This is a genomic window from Craterilacuibacter sp. RT1T (genome assembly GCF_023502145.1).
Taxonomy (GTDB): Bacteria; Pseudomonadota; Gammaproteobacteria; order Burkholderiales; family Chromobacteriaceae; genus Craterilacuibacter.
In genome coordinates this window covers 28,104-48,386 of the sequence record NZ_JAMFLI010000003.1, presented here as the reverse complement: position 1 = coordinate 48,386, position 20,283 = coordinate 28,104, and the positions used below count along the sequence as shown (strand labels likewise).

The window sequence follows — 20,283 nt, the reverse complement described above, 5'->3', positions numbered from 1 at the left end:
ACCCGGTCGCTATAGCGCCGTCGTATCGACCACCTGAGCCGTCGGTGCATGATCCAGCAGCGAATCTATTCCGCGCTCCATCGCCGTGGAGGACGAATACATTTCACTACGCGCCAGCACTTTGTCGCCGCGCCCCAGCACACTGAAATAAGGATCGCCCACTGTCGAGATCTTGCGACGGATGCGCATATCCAGCTTAGGCTCAGATTGCAGGTACTGAGCCGCCTCTATCGCGTGGTGCAAAGAATCAAATAGCTGACTGGTCAAAATAATCTGCCCGTTGCCGGCCTTCAGGTTGAACAGATACTTGCCATTCTTGGACTTACCGACCTCAAACTTGCCACTCATCGCACTCTCCTTGTGTACGGTGCAGATGATGAATATCACCGTCAACCAATACCCAATGTAGATTACGATCAGTCACAAATCACCCTGCAACACTACAGAGCACTTAGCATTGCAATTGACGCACCCGTTCAAACAGGCAAATGGTGGCCGCCATCGCGACATTCAGCGACTCGGCATGCCCCGGCATCGGAATGCGTACCCGCACGTCGGACAAACCAACTAAAGTATCCGACACTCCCGCGCCTTCATTACCCAAGACCAGCGCAATGGGCCCGGACAAATCCTCCCCGTAAAGCGAAGTACTTCCTGCCAGATGGGTCACCAGCTTACGCCCGGTAAAAGCGGCCAATTCGGCGGCAAGATCGGCCCCCTCATGAATGGTCAATGCAAAATGCGCCCCCATGCCCGAGCGCAACACTTTGGGGGAAAACACATCGACACAACCTTTGGACAGGTAGACCTCTCGCACATCGGCCGCAGCGGCCGAACGCAGAATCGTGCCCAGATTACCCGGATCCTGAATGTCTTCCAGCAGCAGGCGGCTGGCATCCTCCTGCGGCTGCCGCGCCTCGGGTCGCGGGCAAACCGCCAACACCTCGGGCGCGCTAGCCAGCGCCGTCACCTTGGCAAACACGCCCCGCGCCACCTGAATGCACTCGCTATCGGGTGACAAGCGCGCCAATAAAGCCTGTACATCGGATCGCTGCGCCGCGTCCTCGTTGACAAACACCATCGTCGGCACCAGCTCAACATCCAGTGCCGTCTCAAGCAGATGAATACCCTCCAGCACCATCTGCCGACTCTTGCGCCGCTCGCGTACGTTCTGCACCAGCCGTGCCAATTGTTTGAGGTCTTCGTTACTTGCCGAGCTGATAATCTTTTGCATACGTCAGAATGATAAACCGGCCACCCGGGCGGCCAGTAATTTGAATTGTTGATAGCAGGCCTCGTCAATGGCGCGCCCAGAGCTGGCATTATCGGCCACAAACAGGCCCAGCGGCCGGCCTTCTGCATAAACCGACAGCAAGGCGACATCATTTCCAGCCAATGCCGACAACCAGGCATCGGCGTATTTCAGCTGCAAGCGCGCATGCAGCACCGGCGTCAGCAAAAAGCCCTGCGCCCGGCTCAACAGCAAAGCCGGCAAGCCATCCGGCTTTATCAATGGCATTTGCCGCAATAGCGCATCACCAGACTTAAGACCAATCTGGAACTGCAAGCGCAAGACATCACCCGCCTCATTCAAGCGGTAAAACAACACGCGCTCAAAACCCAGATCATTAGCCAAATGGCGCAAGGCGGCTCGTATGGTCAGATCCACACGCGCTGCCATATCCAGCGCGGGTGCCAAGCATGGCGCATCGGCAGGCGGAATATCGCCTTCCATGGCCAGAAAACGGCGGGCAGCAAAAGTATAAGCGGGCGCCTGCGGATTGCGGGCCACCTGCAAAACAGCATGCACCACGGCCTGATAAGTCTCGGAATAGGTCGCGCCCACCAAATGCGCCGCCGCCGAAACCCCCGCCTGCCACGCCGGCCGCCACCACCCCTGATCCAGCCCCTCGGCGCAGGCAACGGCAAGCTTAAGCAGTTGGCGCTGCCGGCTAGGCACACCGCTGCCCAGCAGCCCATTCAAACCCTCAGGCAAAGGCATGCGCTGGATAAATGCGGCCAAGAGTGGCGGGTAATCCATGTTGAACTGCTCTGCCATCTGCTGTAGCGCCGGTTTTTTTAGCCGTTGCTGGTGCTGCAGCAGGTACAAGCATGCCGGCAAATTGTAAAGCTCGGCGGCAATAAAGCTGTCTTCCACCTTATGCTCCCCCGCAAGGGACAGCCAGGCTTTGACGATCAGTGCGGCAGTGCGTGCACGCCCCATCAGGCCGGCGACCTCCTCCTGCACGGCAAGCTCATGACTGTCCGCAGGTTCAGGCCAGGCCGGCAACTGCCGATAGCGCAGCATAATGCGCTCGCTCCCCACCAGCATCAGCATCTGCTCGACGGCAGGCAAGCTGCCGCTACGCTGCAAGGTGGTGGAAGTCGCCATCAGGCGCAACAAGTCCAGCAGTAAAAACGGATCGGCCAAGGTCAGATTGGCCAGCACTTCAAACCGCAAACGTTCGCTGCCACGCGCCAACTCCTGCCGTATACGTGCATGCGTTTGCGGCAGAACAGGCCAGCGCTGTGCCGCAACAGAGGCGAGCCAAGTATCAAGTTGCATGGGGATGACGCCAGATAAGGAGCTCGCACTGCAAAGGCCCGGACAAAGCCAGGACTTCATCGGCTGGCACATCCGGGATGGCAAAGGTATTGCTGATCAACACGGCATCAGCACCCGCACCCGCACAAAATACCCGCCACAGCCGCGCCATAGGAGCGGGGGAAAGAAAGGCATAGACCACATCATACTCGGCCCATTGCGCTTGCCAAAAACTGCCATAAGCCAGCTTGGCATTGGCCGGCGAGCCGGCCAGACGCCAGCGCAAACGTGCCAGCAGATAAGGCAAGCAGGCATTTTCCATTCCGAGCACCTCGATATCGGGCCGCAAGCGCGCCAATAGCAATACTGCCCGGCCATCGCCACTACCCGCATCCAGCACGCGCGACCCAGCGGGCAACCATGTAGCGAGCACCCGACAGGCCTCGTCTGACGACAGGTAAAACGGCACCCGCTCGTATAAGGCATTGCGTGAAAGGCCAAAAGTCAGCGCCGCCGCCAGCGCATATAACCAAGCCGGAAGGTCCAGCCACAACGCCAACACCAGCAAAGGAAACAGACCAGCCAACAACAGCGCAGCAAACACCCTCAGACGGAACAAGCGCGCCAGCAACAAAACGATGCCGGCTTGCAATGCACACCAAGATAGCGGCTGGGTGGCCGGCGCATAAACCAGCCACGCCATCACGGCAGCCGACAGCAGCAGCACGGCAGATCGCACCAGCAACACCTTAGTGTTCGCCGCCTGCCGTGCTTGCGGCAGGCTCCGATGCCCCATCAGCCACCGTATTTTGCGCGGCACTTAAGCCATCGCTGCGTATGCGGTCGACCGCATCATCATTCAGAATCACAATGGCAATGCGGCGATTTTCCGGACTGAACTGATTTTGCGGCGTCAAGGGATTGGCATTTGCCAAGCCCACCACTCGCAGAATTTTGACCGGATCCATCCCGCCCAGCAAAAGCTCGCGCCGGGCAGCATTGGCACGGTCCGCCGAAAGCTCCCAGTTGCTATAGCCCTTTTGACCACCGGCAAAAGGCGTCGCATCGGTATGCCCGGACACACTCAACATATTGGGTACGGCATTAAGCTCATAACCCAGCTCGCGCAAAATTTCACGCGTATGCGGCAGAATATCGGCACTACCCGAGGCAAACATGGGGCGGTTTTTTTCATCCACAATCTGGATTTTCAAACCGTCCGGCGTCATTTCCAGCCGCAACTGATTCTTGTAAAACTTCAGCACATTGCTGGTATTGATATCGGCCTGAATTTTTTGTTGCAGCGCCTGCAAGCGCTGCTTTTCCTCTGCCAATTCCGCCGGATGTTTGTAGCCGCGCTTAACCTGCCCGGCCTGACGCGTCAGGTCAGTCCCCCCCCCTTTTATCATCGAGGTCGCATCACCCGCGCCCGAACCACCAGACAGCGCCACTTTCAGCGGGGTCTTGAAATACTCGGCAATACCATTGAGCGTGCCTTGGGATGCAGAGCCCAGCAGCCACATCAGTAGGAAAAAAGCCATCATGGCGGTCATAAAGTCGGCGTACGCAATTTTCCATGCACCGCCGTGATGACCATGACCGCCCTTCTTGATGCGCTTGACGATAATGGGGCGTTGAGATTCGTCAGCCATATAGTCTTTCCTGCCTTACTTGGCCTTGGCCTGTTTGACGTGCTCTTCCAGCTCGCGGAAGGATGGACGATCCGGCCCGGCCAGTGCCTTGCGGCCAAACTCGACGGCAACCTGTGGCGCATAGCCATTCAGGCTTGCCAGCAAAGTGACTTTGATCGTCTGGAACACGCGGGTCTGATCAGCCAGTTTATGCTCCATCGCGGTAGCAATTGGCGCGACAAAACCGTAGGCCAGCAAAATACCGACAAATGTACCCACCAGCGCCGCACCGATCAGCTTGCCCAATTCAGCCGGCGGCAAGCCGACCGATTCCATGGTATGCACCACCCCCATCACTGCGGCCACAATACCAAAAGCAGGCAAGCCATCGGCCAGACTCTTGACCGCGCCAATCGGCACTTCTGCTTCGTGGTGATGGGTTTCCAGCTCCACATCCATCAGGTTTTCTATTTCGAAGGCATTCAGGCTACCGCCCACCATCAGCCGCAAATAATCGGTAATAAATTCGACAACATGATGATCCGCCAGTATCGCCGGGTACTTGGCAAATAAAGGACTACTCTCTGGTGCCTCGACGTCGGCCTCAACCGACATCAAGCCCTCTTTCCTGACTTTGGCCAAGATCTCGAACAGCAGAGCAAACAAGTCCATATAGAAGGCTTTGCTGTATGGCGAGGCCTTAAATACCTTGGGCAATGCTTTCCCGGTCGCTTTGAGTGGCGCGCCACCGTGGGCGGCCAAAAAAGCACCAAAGCCGGCACCACCAATAATCAATAATTCGACCGGCTGAAACAGCGATGCCAGATGCCCCCCTGCCAGCGCAAACCCCCCGAAACAGGCTGCCAGAATGACCACATAACCGATAGGAATAAACATGTATACCCTTGGGGAAAGCTGAAGCTAAGCCGGAGATGCACACCCTTCGCAACAGCAAGGCGATGGACAGTGCACTCGACACTCGCAAATAAGAAACTTTTTTTATTGTATTACACCCTATAACTATAGTCACCCGTAAGCAAATGCAACAACACTCACCACAAGCATCAACGACATGCCCTGCATCAAGCAAATGCCGGATTTGTGCGCCACCGTGCCGGCACACAGCCCCCAACCCATTTTCAAGCTGCCACGCAAAGTTGCATACAAACAACAGCAATAATTAAAAATCAACTGGCGATCGCAGCCCAAAACCATCAGCGTATCACTCCCGCCTCATACAAGAACCAAACAAAAAAATACAAGCCTTTGATTTTAATATATTAAATCGCACAAAGCCGACAAAAATCCTATTCAACAACAAAGACCAAGGCAGCATCCCCACACTCACCGCCTCATTTCAATTTATCAACACAAAAACTTAATACACTAAAGCCATAAAATCAAAGCACAATCAAAGTCATAGGCCTTGCTATTGCAAACAATAAAACCGGCCAACACACCCAACCATGACAGATCTAAGCTATTGACCAGTGAAAGAGTGTCTCGGGGAGCGCACGATGCGTGAATTGTTCAGCAGCGTAGTATGGGAAATCATCTTTTCTATCGCCATCATTGTGATACTGCAGTTCACTATTCTGTACCTACTCAAACGGTTTTTATTGAAAGAAAAAGACTAAAAAGCGCAGCGGGCAAATCAAGCAATAAAAAACATGGGGAGCCGGAGCCTTGGTCATGGCGTGCAGCGACCAAGGCTCCGACTCCCCGCGTTTACATCCTTAGAAAATTTATGGCCGCGCAGCAACAAGCTGCTCAAACTCCTGCAGGCAGGCTGCCGCCGTTTCCAGCATGGCATCGATTTCAGCCTTGGTAATTACCAAAGGTGGCGCACACACGATATGGTCACCACAAGCACGCATAATCAGGTTGTGCTTGAAGAAAATATCGCGGCACATCGTGCCGGTCTCACCCCAGTTATCAAACAATTCGCGTGTCGCCTTGTTTTTCACCAGAGTGAATGCCTGGATCAGGCCAACCCCGCGCACATCGTCCACATGGGCAAACTGGCCGAACACCTCACGCCAGCGCTGCTGCATATAAGGGCCGGTGTCGTTCTTGACTTGCTCGACAATACCCTCGTCACGCAATGCAGCCACATTGGCATGTGCAACAGCGGCACACACCGGATGACCGGAGTAGGTAAAGCCGTGATTAAAGTCGCCGCCCTCTTCGATCAGGCCGCGTGCCACGCGCTCACCGACAAACACCGCACCGATAGGCAAGTAGCCGGACGACAAACCCTTGGCCGTGGTAAATACATCAGGCTTAAAACCGAAGTGCGTCTGGCCGAACCATTCGCCGGTACGACCGAAACCGCAGATCACCTCATCGGCCACCAGCAGCACATCGTATTTGCGGCAGATGCGCTCGACTTCAGGCCAGTAGGTCGATGGCGGAATAATCACGCCGCCCGCCCCCTGGATAGGCTCGCCGACAAAGGCGGCGACCTTGTCCGCGCCGACTTCCAGTATCTTGGCTTCTATCCACTGCGCCGCTTGAATGCCGAACTCTTCCGGCGTCAAATCCTTGCCGTGCTTGTAGTACCAGGGCTGCTCGACGTGCACGATACCGTGAATCGGCAGATCGCCCTGCTCGTGCATATAGCTCATGCCACCCAGACTGGCGCCCCCTATGGTCGAGCCGTGATAACCGTTCCAGCGCCCGATCAGCACCTTTTTCTCCGGCTTGCCAACCGAACTCCAGTAATGGCGCACCATGCGTATCATGGTATCGACCGACTCCGAGCCCGAGTTGGTATAAAACACATGCTCGAAACCATCCGGCGCGACGCTGGCCAGCAGGGCCGACAGTTCAGCCACCTTGGGGTGAGTCGTTTTGAAGAAGGTATTGTAATAAGCCAGCTCTTCCATCTGGCGCTTGGCTACTTCAGGCAAATCCTTGCGCCCGTAGCCGATATTCACGCACCACAGCCCGGCCATGCCGTCAGTGATCTTGTTGCCTTCCGAATCCCACAAGTAGATACCGTCCGCATGAGTAATCACACGCGCACCTTGCGCATTCAGCCCCTTGGTATCGGAAAACGGATGCAGGTGGTGTGCGGCATCCATGTCGCGCCAATCTTGGGTGGTATGTTGCTGGCTCATCAGCTTCTCCTCTTGTAAAAACACCCGCCGCAGCGGGTGCCGGTTTATACGACAGGGTTAGACGTGCAGCAGCAGGAACTTGCGCTCCCACGGGCTGATCACGCGGAAGTATTCGGAGAATTCCTTCTGTTTCATCCCGACATACATTTTCACGAAGCGCGGCCCCAGGATTTCGGCGATATCTTCGCAGCGCGCCAGACGGACCAGGGACTCTTCGGTGGAATGCGGGAACTGGTAAGGCAGCTCATAGGCATCGCTCTGGCACGGGTCGCGCGGCTTCATATTCTTGATGATGCCAAGATAACCACAGGCCAGCGTAGCGGCCATGGCGATATACGGGTTGACGTCCACACCCGGTACACGGTTTTCTACCCGACGGCCGGCCGCACTGGAGTGTGGCACACGCAGACCCACAGTACGGTTGTCGTAGCCCCACTCGACGTTGGTCGGTGCCGCCATATAAGGCGACAGACGGCGGAACGAGTTCACATACGGTGCAAACAGCGGCATCACTTCCGGCAGATAATGCTGCAGGCCGGCGATGAAGTTGAAGAACAGATCGGATGGCGAACCATCCGCATTGCTGAAAATGTTCTTGCCGGTTTCCTTGTCCGCCAGACTCTGGTGGATATGCATGGCACTGCCCGGCTCATTCTCCATCGGCTTGGCCATAAAGGTGGCGTACATATTGTGACGGAATGCAGCTTCACGCACGGTACGCTTGAACAGGAAAACCTGGTCGGCCAGCGACATCGCATCACCGTGCAGGAAATTGATCTCCATCTGCGCGGTGCCAACCTCGTGAATCAGGGTATCGACTTCCAGATTCTGCGCATGGCAGTAGTCATAGATATCCTCGAACAGCGGGTCGAACTCGTTAACCGCATCAATGGCGTAAGAGCGGCGGCCGAATTCGGCACGGCCGGTACGCCCGACTGGCGGAGCCAACGGAATATCCGGGTCCGGGTTGGGCGACAGCAGGTAAAACTCCATCTCGGGTGCCACCACCGGCGCCCAGCCCTTGGCGTCGTACAGCGACAGTACGCGACGCAATACGTTACGCGGCGCGATGTCGACCGGCGTGCCATCGGCACGGAAGCAATCGTAGATCAACTGTGCCGTCGGGTCGGTCGCCCATGGCACCAGACGCAAGGTCGCCGGGTCCGGTTGCAACACCATATCCGGATCGGTCAGATCCAGCATGCTGTCATCTGGATAGTCACCGGTCACGGTCTGCATCAGCACCGCCTCCGGAAGACGCATTTCCGTTTCGCTGATGAATTTATCCTTGGGCACAATCTTGCCTCGCGCCACTCCGGTCATGTCCGGAACAATGCACTCCATTTCGGTGATACGGTGTTCGCGCAGCCAGTCTAGATTTTGTTGAAACATGGTCTTTCCTTGTGTTGCGGCCGGTTTACCGGCTCTGGTTACCGTGTCAGCGACGACTCGCGTCGCATACGGCGCTCCCGGCAAGCGTCACCGAAAGCCTTGAAAATTGCCTGGGAAAGCGTGTTCTCCCAATACTTCCACTCCGGATGCCATTGCACGGCAAAGGCAAAAGCACGCGCACCCTCTACCCGGTACGCCTCGACCAGGCCATCGCTGGCATAGCCCTCGGCCACCAGTGACTCGGCCAGCCGCTTGATGCCCTGCTGATGAATGGAATTGATGCGCGCCTGCGTCTTGCCGGTCCAGCCATGCAGCCAGCCATCCGGCGTAATCGCCAACTCGTGCGCAGGGCCATACATTTGCTCAAGATCATCGGTGTCCGGCTCGCGGTGATCCATCTTGCCGTCCTCTTCCTGCACATGCTGGTAGAGCTCCCCCCCTAGGGCGACATTGATCTCCTGAAAACCGCGACAAATCCCCAGCAAGGGCACGCCGGCCTCCAGAGCCAGCCGGATCAGCGGCAAGGTGGTCGCATCGCGTGCCGGATCATGCAAAGTACCTGCACGGCTAGGCTCGCCCTGATAATGCGCCGGCTCGACGTTTGACGGCGAACCGGGCAATAGCAAGCCATCAACCAGTTGCAGCAAGGCGCGGATCTGATCCTCGTCCCCGAGTGACGGAATAAGGACAGGTACGCCGCCCGCCGCCCCAGCGGCCGCAGCGACATATTTGTCGCCGACGGCATGAAAAGGGAAATGCCCTATCATCTTGACGTCACAGGGGATACCGATTACGGGTTTGTGCAACATACGACCTCTGATCAAAAATCAGCCGGCAGCCTTGATGGCATCCAGCGGCTTAATAAATGGATAACCCAGTGCGTTAGCGACAGCGGCGTAAGTCACCTGTCCGCAGCACACATTCAAGCCATCGCGCAGATGGGCATTATCAAGCAAAGCCCGTGCCCAGCCCTTATCGGCCAACTCCAGCGCATAAGGCAAAGTGGCATTGGTCAGTGCCATGGTCGCAGTACGCGCCACACCACCAGGCATATTGGCCACACAATAGTGAACGATGCCATCGACAACATAGGTCGGCTCTTTATGCGTGGTCGGCCGACTGGTTTCAAAGCAGCCGCCCTGATCAATGGCCACATCCACCAGTACCGCGCCGGGCTTCATGCAGCCCAGCATCTTGCGCGTCACCAGTTTGGGCGCGGCCGCGCCCGGAATCAGCACCGCGCCAATTACCATATCGGCTTCGCGTATGGACTCATCGATATTGACGCTATTGGACATCAGGGTCTTGATGCGCCCGCCAAACAACATGTCGATTTCTTTAAGCCGTGGCAGCGACTTGTCGAGAATGGCGACTTCCGCTCCCAGCCCCATGGCCATGCGCGCAGCATTCAAGCCCACAACGCCGCCCCCTAGCACCACCACCTTGGCTGGTGCGACCCCGGGTACGCCGCCCAGAAGCACGCCACGACCGCCTTGCGCCTTTTCCAGCGCATGTGCACCAGCCTGTATCGCCATGCGCCCAGCCACTTCCGACATCGGTGCCAATAACGGCAAGCCCCCCTTGTCATCGGTCACCGTCTCGTAAGCCACGGCAATGGCTCCCGAGTCAACCAGCAAACGCGTCTGGTCCGGGTCCGGCGCCAGATGCAAATAGGTAAACAGCAATTGCCCCGGACGCAGCATCCGGCATTCGATGGCTTGCGGCTCCTTGACCTTGCAGATCATGTCGGCACGGGCAAAAATCTCTGATGCAGCCGATGCGATGGACGCACCCGCCTGGATGTAATGCTCATCAGTAAAACCTACGCCGAGCCCGGCCTGAGACTGCACCACCACCTCGTGGCCGTGCACCACCAACTCGCGCACACCGGATGGCGTCAAACCGACGCGGTACTCGTGAACCTTGATCTCTTTCGGAACGCCAATCAACATCACAGTCTCCTGTCATACTATGTAGACACTTCAACTTGGGTGCGTTTAAAAAAATTTACATCATGGCAAAGCAATACCCTGATACTGGCTACAAAATAGCCAATTTGCAATGATCTTCCATTTTGCATCGCAACAATGTCTGAACAGACAACAATTTACTTAACATTATTCGTCTAATATTATTAACATCAGACAACAAAGGCCGGAAGACATGGATATTGGAGCAAGACTAAAAATGGTGCGCGAACGCCTGAGCCTGTCTCAACGCGAGCTCGCCAAACGCGCCGGCGTGACCAACGGCACCATTTCATTGATCGAACAGAACCGGGTCAGCCCATCGATTAGCTCGCTGAAAAAGGTACTGGAAGGCCTGCCGATGACGCTGGCCGATTTTTTCACCTTCGATGCAGAGCCGCGGGCACCTACGGTGTTTTATCAGGGTGAAGAGTTACCGAATCTGGGCAATGAGGAAATCAAGCTCTTGCTGGTCGGCATGGCACACCCCAAGCGTGAGCTCGCCATCCTCAAAGAACATTATGAGCCCGGTGCCGATACGGGCCCGGATATGCTGGAGCATGAAGGGCAAGAAGGCGGTGTCGTGATTAGCGGACGGATAGAACTGACCGTCGATGGAGAACAACGCGAACTGGGCCCCGGCGATGCCTATTACTTCGATAGCCGTTTACCACACCGCTTCCGCAATCTGGGTCTTTCGCCATGCGAAATTGTCAGCGCCAACTCACCGCCGACTTTTTAAACCGCATCACCACCCACTATTTGCAAGAAAACAACAAAGGAGACACACCATGGCTCGTAGCTACCCCGAATGGCAACAACTTGCGACCGAACTTGAGATCGAAGGCCGCGCCTTTATCGCCGGCGAATACAGCGCCGCTCAAGATGGCCGCAGTTTTGTCTGCGTCAACCCAGCCAATGGCCAGACACTGGCACAGATTGCCTGGTGCGGGCAGCGCGAGGTCGATACCGCTGTTCAGGCCGCCCGCCAAGCCTTTGAGTCCGGCGAGTGGTCAGCACTGGCACCGCTGGCACGCGGACGCATCCTCAAACGCTTTGCCGCGCTGATACGCGAACACAGCGATGAATTATCGCTACTGGAAACACTGGACGTAGGCAAACCCATTTCCGACACACAAAGCGTCGATGTTGCCGGTGCAGCCTACTGTGTGGAATGGTTTGCCGAAGCGATCGATAAAATTGGCGGAGAAGTGGCACCTGTTGACCCCAAGCTGGTCGGCCTGGTTACCCGCGAAGCCATCGGTGTCGTTGCCGCCGTGGTGCCATGGAACTTCCCCATCCTGATGGCTAGCTGGAAGTTCGGCCCAGCCTTGGCGGCAGGCAATGCCGTGATCGTCAAGCCTTCGGAAAAATCCCCGCTGACCGCCATCCGTCTGGCAGCGCTCGCCAAAGAAGCCGGCATTCCTGACGGCATTTTCCAGGTACTTCCCGGCGCAGGCGACACCGGAAAAATGCTGGCGCTGCATATGGATATCGACTGCATCGCCTTTACCGGCTCGACCGCCGTCGGCAAGCTGATTGCGGCGGATGCCGCCGCATCTAACCTCAAGCGCACCTGGCTGGAGCTAGGCGGCAAGTCGCCCAACATCATTCTGCCGGACTGCCCCGACATTAAAAAAGCGGCCCGCACGGCCGCTGCCGCCATCTTTTACAATATGGGCGAAATGTGCACGGCAGGCTCGCGCGTACTGGTACACCGCGACATCAAGGACAGCTTCCTCGCCGCCTTTAAGGAGGCCGCGCAAGGCTGGCAACCGGGTGACCCGCTCAACCCGGACACAGCCATGGGCGCCATCGTCGACCGTATCCAGTACGACAAGGTACTGTCCTATGTGGATAAAGGCTTGAGTGAAGGCGCCACGCTGATTTGTGGCGGGAAAGCAACACATCTTGAGCAAGGCTTATTTATCGAACCGACCGCGTTCGACTGTGCGCGTGCCGATTTGACCATCTGCCGCGAGGAAATCTTTGGACCGGTACTGTCGGTGATTACCTTCGATACCGTCGAAGAAGCCATCCGCATTGCCAACGATAGCGAATATGGCCTGGCAGCGGCGGTCTGGACTTCGGATCTTTCAACCGCGCATAAGGTGTCGCGTGCACTCAGGGCCGGCACCGTATGGGTCAATTGCTACGACGAAGGCGGAGACATGAACTTCCCCTTCGGTGGTTTTAAACAGTCCGGCAACGGTCGCGACAAGTCCTTGCATGCAATGGAAAAGTATTCGGAACTGAAGAGCACCCTGATCAAACTCTGCTAAAAGGCAAGCGGGTGCCGGAACAGAACGCGGCAGCAAGCCGCTAAAAGACCGCCGGCAATGTACAAGGGGCGCTGCCATGCAGCGCCCCTTTAATAAACAGGCAGAAAAGTTACCATCAAGCCAGCGCCGCGCCTTGCGGCTTCAGCAGCAAGGGCAGCAGGCTTTCCATCGGCATCGGCCGGTAAAAATAATAGCCCTGCACCAAGACCACCCCGCTAGCGGCAACCTGAGCCAGCTCCTCCGCCGTTTCCACGCCTTCAGCCAGTACTTCGGCGCCACACACCTCACACAGGCGCACCGTACTGGTAAAAAAGTCATTCCCAGCCTTTCCCTTCAGGGCGAGTACCAAGGAGCGGTCCAGCTTGATCTTGTCAAACTGGTAGCGGGTCAGATAAGCCAGCGTCGAATAGCCCGAGCCAAAATCATCCAGTGCAACACGCAACCCCCGTGCGCGCAGAGCCTGCAAGTTGGCGGAAAAGCGTACGCAGTCGTTTATTAACTGGCTCTCGGTTATCTCGACTTCCAGCGTAATACCCTCAGGCAAGGGCCGATCCAGCACGCGATCCAGCACGGCTGGCAAACGCGCATCCAGCAAGGTCTGCGGTGATAAATTGACAGCCAGACTCAAGGGCCCCATCGCCTCCAATTCCCGACCTGCCATCACGGCCCGCTCCAGCACCCAGAAATCCAGTTCAGGCATCAGACCCAAACAGTCAAAGCTGGCGATAAAGGTGGGCGGCTTGATAACGCCGTCCGTCCCCTTGTGCCGCAGCAATACCTCGACCCCGACAATACGCCCGCTTTCCAGTGCAATTTGCGGCTGATAAAACAGTTCAAAACTGCCTTCTTTCTGTAGCGTTTCCACTTCTTTTTGCGCCTGGAAATTGCTGTGCATCTGGGCAATATAGTTGTGCTGCTGCGTGGTCACTTCCAGTTTGCGCTCAGGCAAACTGAAGCCGGCCAGGGCTGGCAGGTCCGGCGTAGCGCCTTCACTGCGCTGCTCCATCCTGCAAAAAAACGGCCAATAAATACAGGCACCCAAGACGATAATCAGCAACTGCAAGAAAACGGCAGCCCACGAACCGCCGCTGGCCATCCAGCTATTCAGCAAGGGCGGCATCATCCACCCCACTTGCGACTGCAATACCGGCACCAGCCCCAGCATGGTTGCCCCATACGCTAGCAGATACCCCAGCAGGGGTACCAAAAGAAAGGGAATGGCCATCACGGGGTTGAAAAAAATGGGAATACCGAACACCAGCGGTTCGTTGACATTAATGGCGGCCAGCGGCAAAGAAGCCCGCGCCAGATGGCGGTAAGCCGTGCAGCGAGACCTGAGTAGCACACACAGCACCAAACTCAACGTACTACCGCTCCCACCTACCGCACACCAGACATCGAAAAACGTATTACTCAGCACATTCAGCGGCGCCTCACCTGCCCGCCAGCTAGCCATATTCAGCTGGCTTGACAGCTGAAATCCATCACTCACGCTGCGCAAGAGATGATGGCCATTGATACCAAACAACCAGCTGATGCCACGAGCCAACTCATATACCATCCCGCCGCCAAACGTGGCGGGATCCAGCCCAGACTGCCACTGCAAAACATACTGAAACAGCAGATGGCTAAGCGGCACCAATAGAAAGGCCAGCGCACCGGCCACGGCGGCAACAGCCAGCAAGCCCAACATATTATTGATGTTTTGCTCAACCAGACTATTCTGGCTACCGGCAGAAAGCCCGGGGAAACGCTGTGTTGCCTTGAGCAGTACATTTGCCAGAAAGCCGGCCAATATCGCGAGCGGAATACTATCAGGCAAGACGCCGCCATCGGGATGCCACGCCATATGAAACAACATCAACACCATCAGGCTGCTGGTGACGCAAAGCACCGGCGACATCCGCTCCCGCGCCGCTTCATATAGCGCAAGATAGATATTCATCAGCAAGGGTACCAGCGCAAAACATAGCTCTTGCCAGCTATTCAACTGGGCAGCCAGTTGCGACCATTCAGCCATGTCGGCTAGCGTTCCCAACACTTGCAGTAAAGCGCGCAATACGGCGATTGGCATCACGACCAAAGTCACGCTGACAATGGCGGTGAGCGCAGGATTCGTCGCAAAGCGCACCAGCAAGCGGTCAAGCAGAGGGTTGAAAACGTTAATCGACATTACTTTCCACTAGCAAGTTTAAGCGACACTATTCGCAATACGCATGAGTCCTAAATGGATGGCACACCCCGTCATAGCGCCAAGCAATCCAGCCTCTAGCAAAAAAATCACATAGCGCTCTCAAAACATCGCTAAATACCAAAACGACATGAGTCAAGCAACACAGAACGTGCATTCTATCAAAAATACCGTACAAGCCCATACCAGCCAGATCCCCATAAAAACGCGAGGCGTTACGGTGCGGGCAATCTGGCCAAGGTATCCTGTCGATAAAACGCAGACAAATGGGCATAGAGCATGGGATAGTCGGCTTTTATCCAGTGCGGCGTTTCAAAAAAACACTCCGACAGCACCGCAAAAAATTCGGCAGGGTGCTCCGCGGCGTAAGGATCCAGCCATGAGTGCTCTCCGGCCGCAAGCTGGCGGCCAAATGCCTGATAAGCCGCCTGCCAGTCCTGCGCCCACTGTGCCCTATCCATGCCTTTATGCAGAGGCGGGCAACCATTGGCATCCCCATCCAGCATATCCAGCTTATGCGCCATTTCGTGGATGACCACATTCCAGCCATCCAACGAGGGGGAGTCCACCACATCCGGCAAAGACAGCAACAAAGGCCCATCTTGCCTTGCCTGCCCGATCAGCACCTGCTCGCCCTCGTGCGCGAGCCCCATCTCATCCAGCCAGGTGTCTCGCGTCACAAAGGCTGCCGGATACAGAATCACCTCTTGCCAGCCTTCCAATGCCGACTCACCTAATGCCAACACCGGCAATACCGCCTGCAAGGCCAGTTCGGCCGCATCCAGATCCGCCAAGCGCTCGCCATCGACACGCAGCAAGGATTTGCTATCGATAAAATGCAAGGCAAGCTCGGCTAAACGTGCACCCTCCTCCTCGGATAAACCCGACAGCAAGGGCAGACCCGGTATCGCATCACGCAAAAATTGCAATTTGTGCGCCCGCACATGATCTGCACCAACACTTTTCCAGAACATCCACCCTCCTGCTGAACCGGCCCGATGGCGCTGCATTTTGCACCATGCACACACGCAAGATCCAAATAATAAAACCCGCACGCAAGGCGTACGGGTTTTCAATAGCCAAGCGGAAAATCCGCTGCGGCAATCAGTTGCCGGACTTCAAACCGAACGACTCGGCTGTTTCACGCGCCACTTTGGACTCGTCTTCCAGCAGTGCCTTGATCGACAGGCGAACACGACCGCGATCGTCCATTTCGATGGCCTTGACGCGAACGACCTGGCCTTCTTTCAGATAGTCGGCCACATTCTTGATACGCTCGTTGGCGATCTGGGAGATGTGAACCAGACCATCTTTGCCTGGCAGGATGGACACGATGGCACCGACGTTGTTGTCGAGGATCTTGACGACAGGACCTTCGTAAATCTTGCCGACTTCGACTTCAACCGTAATTTCTTCGATACGCTTCTTGGCTGCATCCGCACCCTCTTGCGTAACCGAAGCGATGGTGATGGTGCCGTCGTCTTCGATATTGATCTCGCAACCGGTATCCTTGGTAATGCCACGGATAGTCTCGCCACCCTTGCCAATCACTTCGCGGATTTTTTCCGGATTGATCTTCATGGTGAACAGACGCGGTGCAAACTCGGACAGGGTCTGAGGACCTTCAACCGCATCCTTCATTACACCCAGAATGTGCATGCGGCCTTCTTTGGCCTGCGCCAGCGCAACCTGCATGATTTCCTTGGTAATACCCTGGATCTTGATATCCATCTGCAAAGCGGTTACGCCCTCAGCCGTACCGGCTACCTTGAAGTCCATATCGCCCAGATGATCTTCGTCACCCAGAATGTCGGACAGCACGGCAAAGCGGTTACCTTCCAGAATCAGACCCATGGCAATACCGGCCACATGCGCCTTCAGCGGCACACCGGCCGACAGCAGTGCGAGACAGCCACCGCACACGGATGCCATGGACGAAGAACCGTTGGACTCGGTAATTTCCGACACGACACGCATGGTGTAGCTGAATTCGTCAGCTGGCGGCAGTACGGCCAGCAGCGCGCGCTTGGCCAGACGGCCGTGACCGATTTCACGGCGCTTAGGCGGGCCCATACGGCCGGCTTCACCGGTGGAGTACGGCGGGAAGTTGTAATGCAGCATAAAGCGGTCGGTGTACTCGCCGGCCAGCGCATCGATAATCTGCTCGTCGCGACTGGTGCCCAGCGTTGCGGTCGCAATCGCTTGGGTTTCGCCACGAGTAAACAGTGCGGAGCCATGGGTACGCGGCAACACACCGGTACGTACCGAAATCGGACGCACGGTACGGGTGTCACGACCATCGATACGCGGTTCGCCTGCCAGAATCTGGCCGCGCACGATTTCACCTTCCATATGCTTGAAGATGCCCTTGATTTCATTGGCCTTCAGCGTGCTGGTTTCTTCGGTGATCAGTGCGGCCTTAACGGCATCCCATGCTTCAGCCAGCGCTTGCGAGCGCACTTGCTTCTGACGGATGCGGAAGGCGGCAGCGATTTTTTCGCCGGCGACTTCACGGATCTGTGCCAGCAGTTCGGCATCATGTGCCGGCGCTTCCCATGCCCACATGACCGGGTTCACTTCGTCAGCCAACTCGTTAATAGCAGTGATGGCAGCCTGCATCTGCTCGTGACCGAACACCACGGCACCCAGCATCACGGCTTCGGACAATTCCTTGGCTTCGGACTCAACCATCAGCACGGCACGCTCGGTACCGGCTACGATCAGATCCAGTTCAGAAGTCACCAGTTCGGTCTTGGTCGGGTTCAGAATGTACTCGCCAGCCGCGTAGCCTACGCGCGCAGCACCAACCGGGCCGGCAAACGGCAGGCCGGAGATGGCCAGTGCAGCCGAAGCGCCAATCATGGCAGGAATATCGGCATCCACTTCTGGATTCAGCGACATCACGGTCGCAACAATCTGCACATCGTGATAGAAACCGGCCGGGAACAGCGGACGGATAGGACGGTCGATCAGGCGGCAAGTCAGGATTTCTTTTTCCGACTGCTTACCTTCGCGCTTGAAGAAACCACCCGGGATTTTACCGGCAGCGTAAGTGCGCTCGAGGTAGTCAACGGTCAGCGGGAAAAAATCCTGACCCGGCTTAACGTTTTTAGAACCGACAACAGAAACCAGTACCACGGTTTCGTCCATGGAGACCAGAACGGCACCCGAAGCCTGGCGTGCGATTTCGCCGGTTTCAATAGTGACGGTATGCTTGCCGTACTGGAAAGACTTGCTGATTTTATTGAACACTGGGAATCCCTTACTCTGGATGATTTGGTGTAGCTTTTGATAACGGGAACCCCTAGCTATCAGCACTCGGTGAAATGCTGATAACTAGAGGCTCACCCCGCCATCTTCGATAATAAGAATGACCAGTTGAAACGTGAAAAATCGCAGCCTGAGCTGCGACTTTTCATTTTACTGCACTTACTTGCGCAGACCCAGACGAGCGATCAGAGCGCGGTAGCTATCGTTGTTGGTGCGCTTGAGGTAGTCAAGCAGACGACGACGACGGCTCACCATCTTCAACAGGCCACGACGGCTGTGATGATCTTTGGTGTTGCTTTTGAAGTGCGAAGTCAGATCGTTGATACGAGCGGTCAGCAGAGCAACCTGAACTTCGGAAGAACCGGTATCGCCTTCCTGGTGTTGAAAGTCTTTAACGATTTCTGCTTTTTGCGCGGCGGTCATTGCCATGTGTAAAACTCCACAATACTAATTGAGGGCGATTGCCCGGCAAGCACGGCGAGCGCGAACCCATCCGTGCTTCACTTAAGCGGCAGCTTTCGCTACCACGAGTCGGCTTGGATGCAGGAAACCTTCTTCCCTTACTTCGGCCAGACCCAAAAATTCGCGCGTTGCCTCACGGTACACGCGAAAACGCGACATTATTACATGGTTTGCCTGTGACGGGACAGCCTGACCATGCATAAATCGCGCGAAATCCTCTTCATCCAGCGCCACTTCCGGCAGATGGGCCAGCAGAATATCCACCGGCAACAGCAAGCCCGTGCGCGCCTCGGCGGCAACAGCTTCGACCTGCTCGATAGTCAGCGCATCCTCGAGACGGAAGCCTGCCGTCTGCGTACGGCGCAAACCGGTCAGGTGCGCGCCACAGCCCAGCGCCTCGCCCATGTCCTGCGCCAGAGTACGGATATAGGTTCCCTTGCTGCACAGCACATTGATCACAGCGGTATTACCGGAAAAAGACTCCAGCTCAAGCTTGAAGATGGTGACCTTGCGCGCCGGACGCTCTATTTCTATGCCCTGACGGGCATATTCATACAAAGGCTTACCCTGATGCTTGAGCGCCGAATACATCGGCGGCACTTGCTCGATATCACCGGTAAAACGCGCAATCACAGCCTGCAGCGCGTCCAGACTAAAATTGACCGGCCGCTGCTGCACCACTTCACCCTCGCTGTCGCCGGAGGTGGTGTTCACACCGAAACATACGGTCGCGCGATACCCCTTGTCCGCATCCAGCAGGAACGAAGAAAACTTGGTGGCCTCGCCAAAGCAGACCGGCAGCAATCCGGTTGCCAGCGGGTCAAGCACGCCGGTATGGCCGGCCTTGGCTGCGGTATACAGCCAGCGCACCTTTTGCAAGGCACCATTACTGGAAAAACCCAAAGGCTTGTCGAGCAGCAGTACGCCATCGATATTCAGCTTGGGACGACGCACCTGGGCCATTACTCGTCCTCGCCCAGCTTGTCGCGGTTTTTGGCATCAACTTCAGACACATCCGAAATCAGGCGGCTCATATACACGCCACGCTCGATCGACTCGTCGTAGACAAAGTGCAATTGCGGCACGGTATAAACACTCAGGCCACGCCCCAACTCCTTGCGCAGAAAGCCTGCCGAGTGTTCCAGTGCCTCTTGAGTGATTTCACGCTTGCCCTCACCCATCACGGTGTAAAAAATCTTGGCATGCGAGTAGTCACGCGTACATTCAACCGAAGTAATCGTCACCCAACCTACCCGCGGATCCTTAAGACCGGTACGAATCAGTTCGGCCAGATCACGCTGGATCTGGTCAGCCATACGGTCAGAGCGGGAAAATGCTTTTCTAGCCATCACGCTATCCTTTCATATTCAGCAAAAAAGGCGAGTGCCACCGGCCTTAAGCCGGATAAGCACCCGCCCTGT

General features: G+C 56.3%; 18 protein-coding genes. 2 read left to right on the top strand and 16 right to left on the bottom strand.

Annotated features, from left to right (window positions below; genetic code table 11):
* Positions 1 to 9: 9 nt before the first annotated feature.
* From M3P88_RS06575 to ald, 10 genes are all read right to left on the bottom strand, one after another.
* Positions 10 to 348 (bottom strand): YegP family protein, encoded by a 339-nt coding sequence (locus M3P88_RS06575; protein ID WP_249615249.1) that lies wholly within the window; start codon positions 346 to 348, stop codon positions 10 to 12.
* A gap of 103 nt (positions 349 to 451) precedes the next feature.
* Complete coding sequence (locus M3P88_RS06570) at positions 452 to 1,234, bottom strand: TrmH family RNA methyltransferase (protein WP_249615248.1); 783 nt, start codon at positions 1,232 to 1,234, stop codon at positions 452 to 454.
* 3 nt (positions 1,235 to 1,237) lie between these two features.
* Positions 1,238 to 2,566, bottom strand: coding sequence for a histidine kinase (locus tag M3P88_RS06565; RefSeq protein WP_249615247.1), 1,329 nt, complete (start codon positions 2,564 to 2,566; stop codon positions 1,238 to 1,240).
* The gene (locus M3P88_RS06560) at positions 2,556 to 3,284 is read right to left on the bottom strand and encodes a class I SAM-dependent methyltransferase (RefSeq protein WP_249615246.1); all 729 of its coding nucleotides are present in this window, start codon (positions 3,282 to 3,284) and stop codon (positions 2,556 to 2,558) included. Before M3P88_RS06560 ends, M3P88_RS06565 begins: the two co-directional genes overlap by 11 nt.
* Before the next feature lie 10 nt (positions 3,285 to 3,294).
* Positions 3,295 to 4,197, bottom strand: a complete 903-nt coding sequence (motB, locus tag M3P88_RS06555) for a flagellar motor protein MotB (protein WP_249615245.1) — start codon at positions 4,195 to 4,197, stop codon at positions 3,295 to 3,297.
* Positions 4,198 to 4,212: 15 nt separating this feature from the next.
* Positions 4,213 to 5,073: a flagellar motor stator protein MotA gene (motA, locus tag M3P88_RS06550; RefSeq protein WP_249615244.1), complete on the bottom strand. Its 861-nt coding sequence runs from the start codon at positions 5,071 to 5,073 to the stop codon at positions 4,213 to 4,215.
* An 848-nt stretch (positions 5,074 to 5,921) separates the two neighbouring features.
* Positions 5,922 to 7,298 (bottom strand): aspartate aminotransferase family protein, encoded by a 1,377-nt coding sequence (locus tag M3P88_RS06545; protein ID WP_249615243.1) that lies wholly within the window; start codon positions 7,296 to 7,298, stop codon positions 5,922 to 5,924.
* A 57-nt stretch (positions 7,299 to 7,355) separates the two neighbouring features.
* A complete protein-coding gene (locus M3P88_RS06540; RefSeq protein WP_249615242.1) occupies positions 7,356 to 8,690 on the bottom strand; it encodes a glutamine synthetase family protein in 1,335 nt (444 codons plus the stop codon).
* A 38-nt stretch (positions 8,691 to 8,728) separates the two neighbouring features.
* Positions 8,729 to 9,496 (bottom strand): gamma-glutamyl-gamma-aminobutyrate hydrolase family protein, encoded by a 768-nt coding sequence (locus tag M3P88_RS06535; RefSeq protein ID WP_249615520.1) that lies wholly within the window; start codon positions 9,494 to 9,496, stop codon positions 8,729 to 8,731.
* A gap of 21 nt (positions 9,497 to 9,517) precedes the next feature.
* Positions 9,518 to 10,642: an alanine dehydrogenase gene (ald, locus tag M3P88_RS06530; protein WP_249615241.1), complete on the bottom strand. Its 1,125-nt coding sequence runs from the start codon at positions 10,640 to 10,642 to the stop codon at positions 9,518 to 9,520.
* 211 nt (positions 10,643 to 10,853) lie between these two features.
* Between ald and M3P88_RS06525 the strand changes: the two genes are divergently transcribed.
* Together M3P88_RS06525 and M3P88_RS06520 are read left to right on the top strand one after the other, a co-directional pair.
* Positions 10,854 to 11,399, top strand: coding sequence for a cupin domain-containing protein (locus M3P88_RS06525; RefSeq protein WP_249615240.1), 546 nt, complete (start codon positions 10,854 to 10,856; stop codon positions 11,397 to 11,399).
* A 49-nt stretch (positions 11,400 to 11,448) separates the two neighbouring features.
* Positions 11,449 to 12,939, top strand: a complete 1,491-nt coding sequence (locus M3P88_RS06520) for an aldehyde dehydrogenase (protein ID WP_249615239.1) — start codon at positions 11,449 to 11,451, stop codon at positions 12,937 to 12,939.
* A 115-nt stretch (positions 12,940 to 13,054) separates the two neighbouring features.
* On the opposite strand, the gene M3P88_RS06515 is transcribed toward M3P88_RS06520, so the two are convergent.
* The 6 genes from M3P88_RS06515 to rbfA form a co-directional block, all read right to left on the bottom strand.
* Positions 13,055 to 15,112 carry an EAL domain-containing protein gene (locus M3P88_RS06515; protein ID WP_249615238.1) on the bottom strand — a complete coding sequence of 686 codons (2,058 nt, stop codon included), beginning with the start codon at positions 15,110 to 15,112 and terminating at the stop codon, positions 13,055 to 13,057.
* Positions 15,113 to 15,345: 233 nt separating this feature from the next.
* The gene (locus tag M3P88_RS06510) at positions 15,346 to 16,104 is read right to left on the bottom strand and encodes a M90 family metallopeptidase (protein ID WP_249615237.1); all 759 of its coding nucleotides are present in this window, start codon (positions 16,102 to 16,104) and stop codon (positions 15,346 to 15,348) included.
* 130 nt (positions 16,105 to 16,234) lie between these two features.
* Complete coding sequence (pnp, locus tag M3P88_RS06505) at positions 16,235 to 18,382, bottom strand: polyribonucleotide nucleotidyltransferase (RefSeq protein ID WP_249615236.1); 2,148 nt, start codon at positions 18,380 to 18,382, stop codon at positions 16,235 to 16,237.
* A 177-nt stretch (positions 18,383 to 18,559) separates the two neighbouring features.
* Entirely contained in the window at positions 18,560 to 18,829 is a 270-nt protein-coding gene (gene rpsO / locus M3P88_RS06500; RefSeq protein ID WP_249615235.1) for a 30S ribosomal protein S15, read from the bottom strand.
* A 75-nt stretch (positions 18,830 to 18,904) separates the two neighbouring features.
* The gene (gene truB, locus M3P88_RS06495; protein ID WP_249615234.1) at positions 18,905 to 19,825 is read right to left on the bottom strand and encodes a tRNA pseudouridine(55) synthase TruB; all 921 of its coding nucleotides are present in this window, start codon (positions 19,823 to 19,825) and stop codon (positions 18,905 to 18,907) included.
* Positions 19,825 to 20,211: a 30S ribosome-binding factor RbfA gene (rbfA, locus tag M3P88_RS06490; RefSeq protein ID WP_124734568.1), complete on the bottom strand. Its 387-nt coding sequence runs from the start codon at positions 20,209 to 20,211 to the stop codon at positions 19,825 to 19,827. Before rbfA ends, truB begins: the two co-directional genes overlap by 1 nt.
* Positions 20,212 to 20,283: the final 72 nt, after the last annotated feature.

Bases quoted from the DNA above. Each gene is read 5' to 3' on its own strand.
- M3P88_RS06570 (WP_249615248.1), bottom strand. From the start codon at position 1,234: ATGCAAAAGATTATCAGCTCGGCAAGTAACGAAGACCTCAAACAATTG.
- rpsO (WP_249615235.1), bottom strand. From the start codon at position 18,829: ATGGCAATGACCGCCGCGCAAAAAGCAGAAATCGTTAAAGACTTTCAA.
- ald (WP_249615241.1), bottom strand. From the start codon at position 10,642: ATGTTGATTGGCGTTCCGAAAGAGATCAAGGTTCACGAGTACCGCGTC.
- M3P88_RS06575 (WP_249615249.1), bottom strand. From the start codon at position 348: ATGAGTGGCAAGTTTGAGGTCGGTAAGTCCAAGAATGGCAAGTATCTG.
- motA (WP_249615244.1), bottom strand. From the start codon at position 5,073: ATGTTTATTCCTATCGGTTATGTGGTCATTCTGGCAGCCTGTTTCGGG.
- M3P88_RS06515 (WP_249615238.1), bottom strand. From the start codon at position 15,112: ATGTCGATTAACGTTTTCAACCCTCTGCTTGACCGCTTGCTGGTGCGC.
- rbfA (WP_124734568.1), bottom strand. From the start codon at position 20,211: ATGGCTAGAAAAGCATTTTCCCGCTCTGACCGTATGGCTGACCAGATC.
- M3P88_RS06525 (WP_249615240.1), top strand. From the start codon at position 10,854: ATGGATATTGGAGCAAGACTAAAAATGGTGCGCGAACGCCTGAGCCTG.
- M3P88_RS06510 (WP_249615237.1), bottom strand. From the start codon at position 16,104: ATGTTCTGGAAAAGTGTTGGTGCAGATCATGTGCGGGCGCACAAATTG.
- M3P88_RS06545 (WP_249615243.1), bottom strand. From the start codon at position 7,298: ATGAGCCAGCAACATACCACCCAAGATTGGCGCGACATGGATGCCGCA.
- M3P88_RS06540 (WP_249615242.1), bottom strand. From the start codon at position 8,690: ATGTTTCAACAAAATCTAGACTGGCTGCGCGAACACCGTATCACCGAA.
- M3P88_RS06520 (WP_249615239.1), top strand. From the start codon at position 11,449: ATGGCTCGTAGCTACCCCGAATGGCAACAACTTGCGACCGAACTTGAG.
- M3P88_RS06565 (WP_249615247.1), bottom strand. From the start codon at position 2,566: ATGCAACTTGATACTTGGCTCGCCTCTGTTGCGGCACAGCGCTGGCCT.
- motB (WP_249615245.1), bottom strand. From the start codon at position 4,197: ATGGCTGACGAATCTCAACGCCCCATTATCGTCAAGCGCATCAAGAAG.
- truB (WP_249615234.1), bottom strand. From the start codon at position 19,825: ATGGCCCAGGTGCGTCGTCCCAAGCTGAATATCGATGGCGTACTGCTG.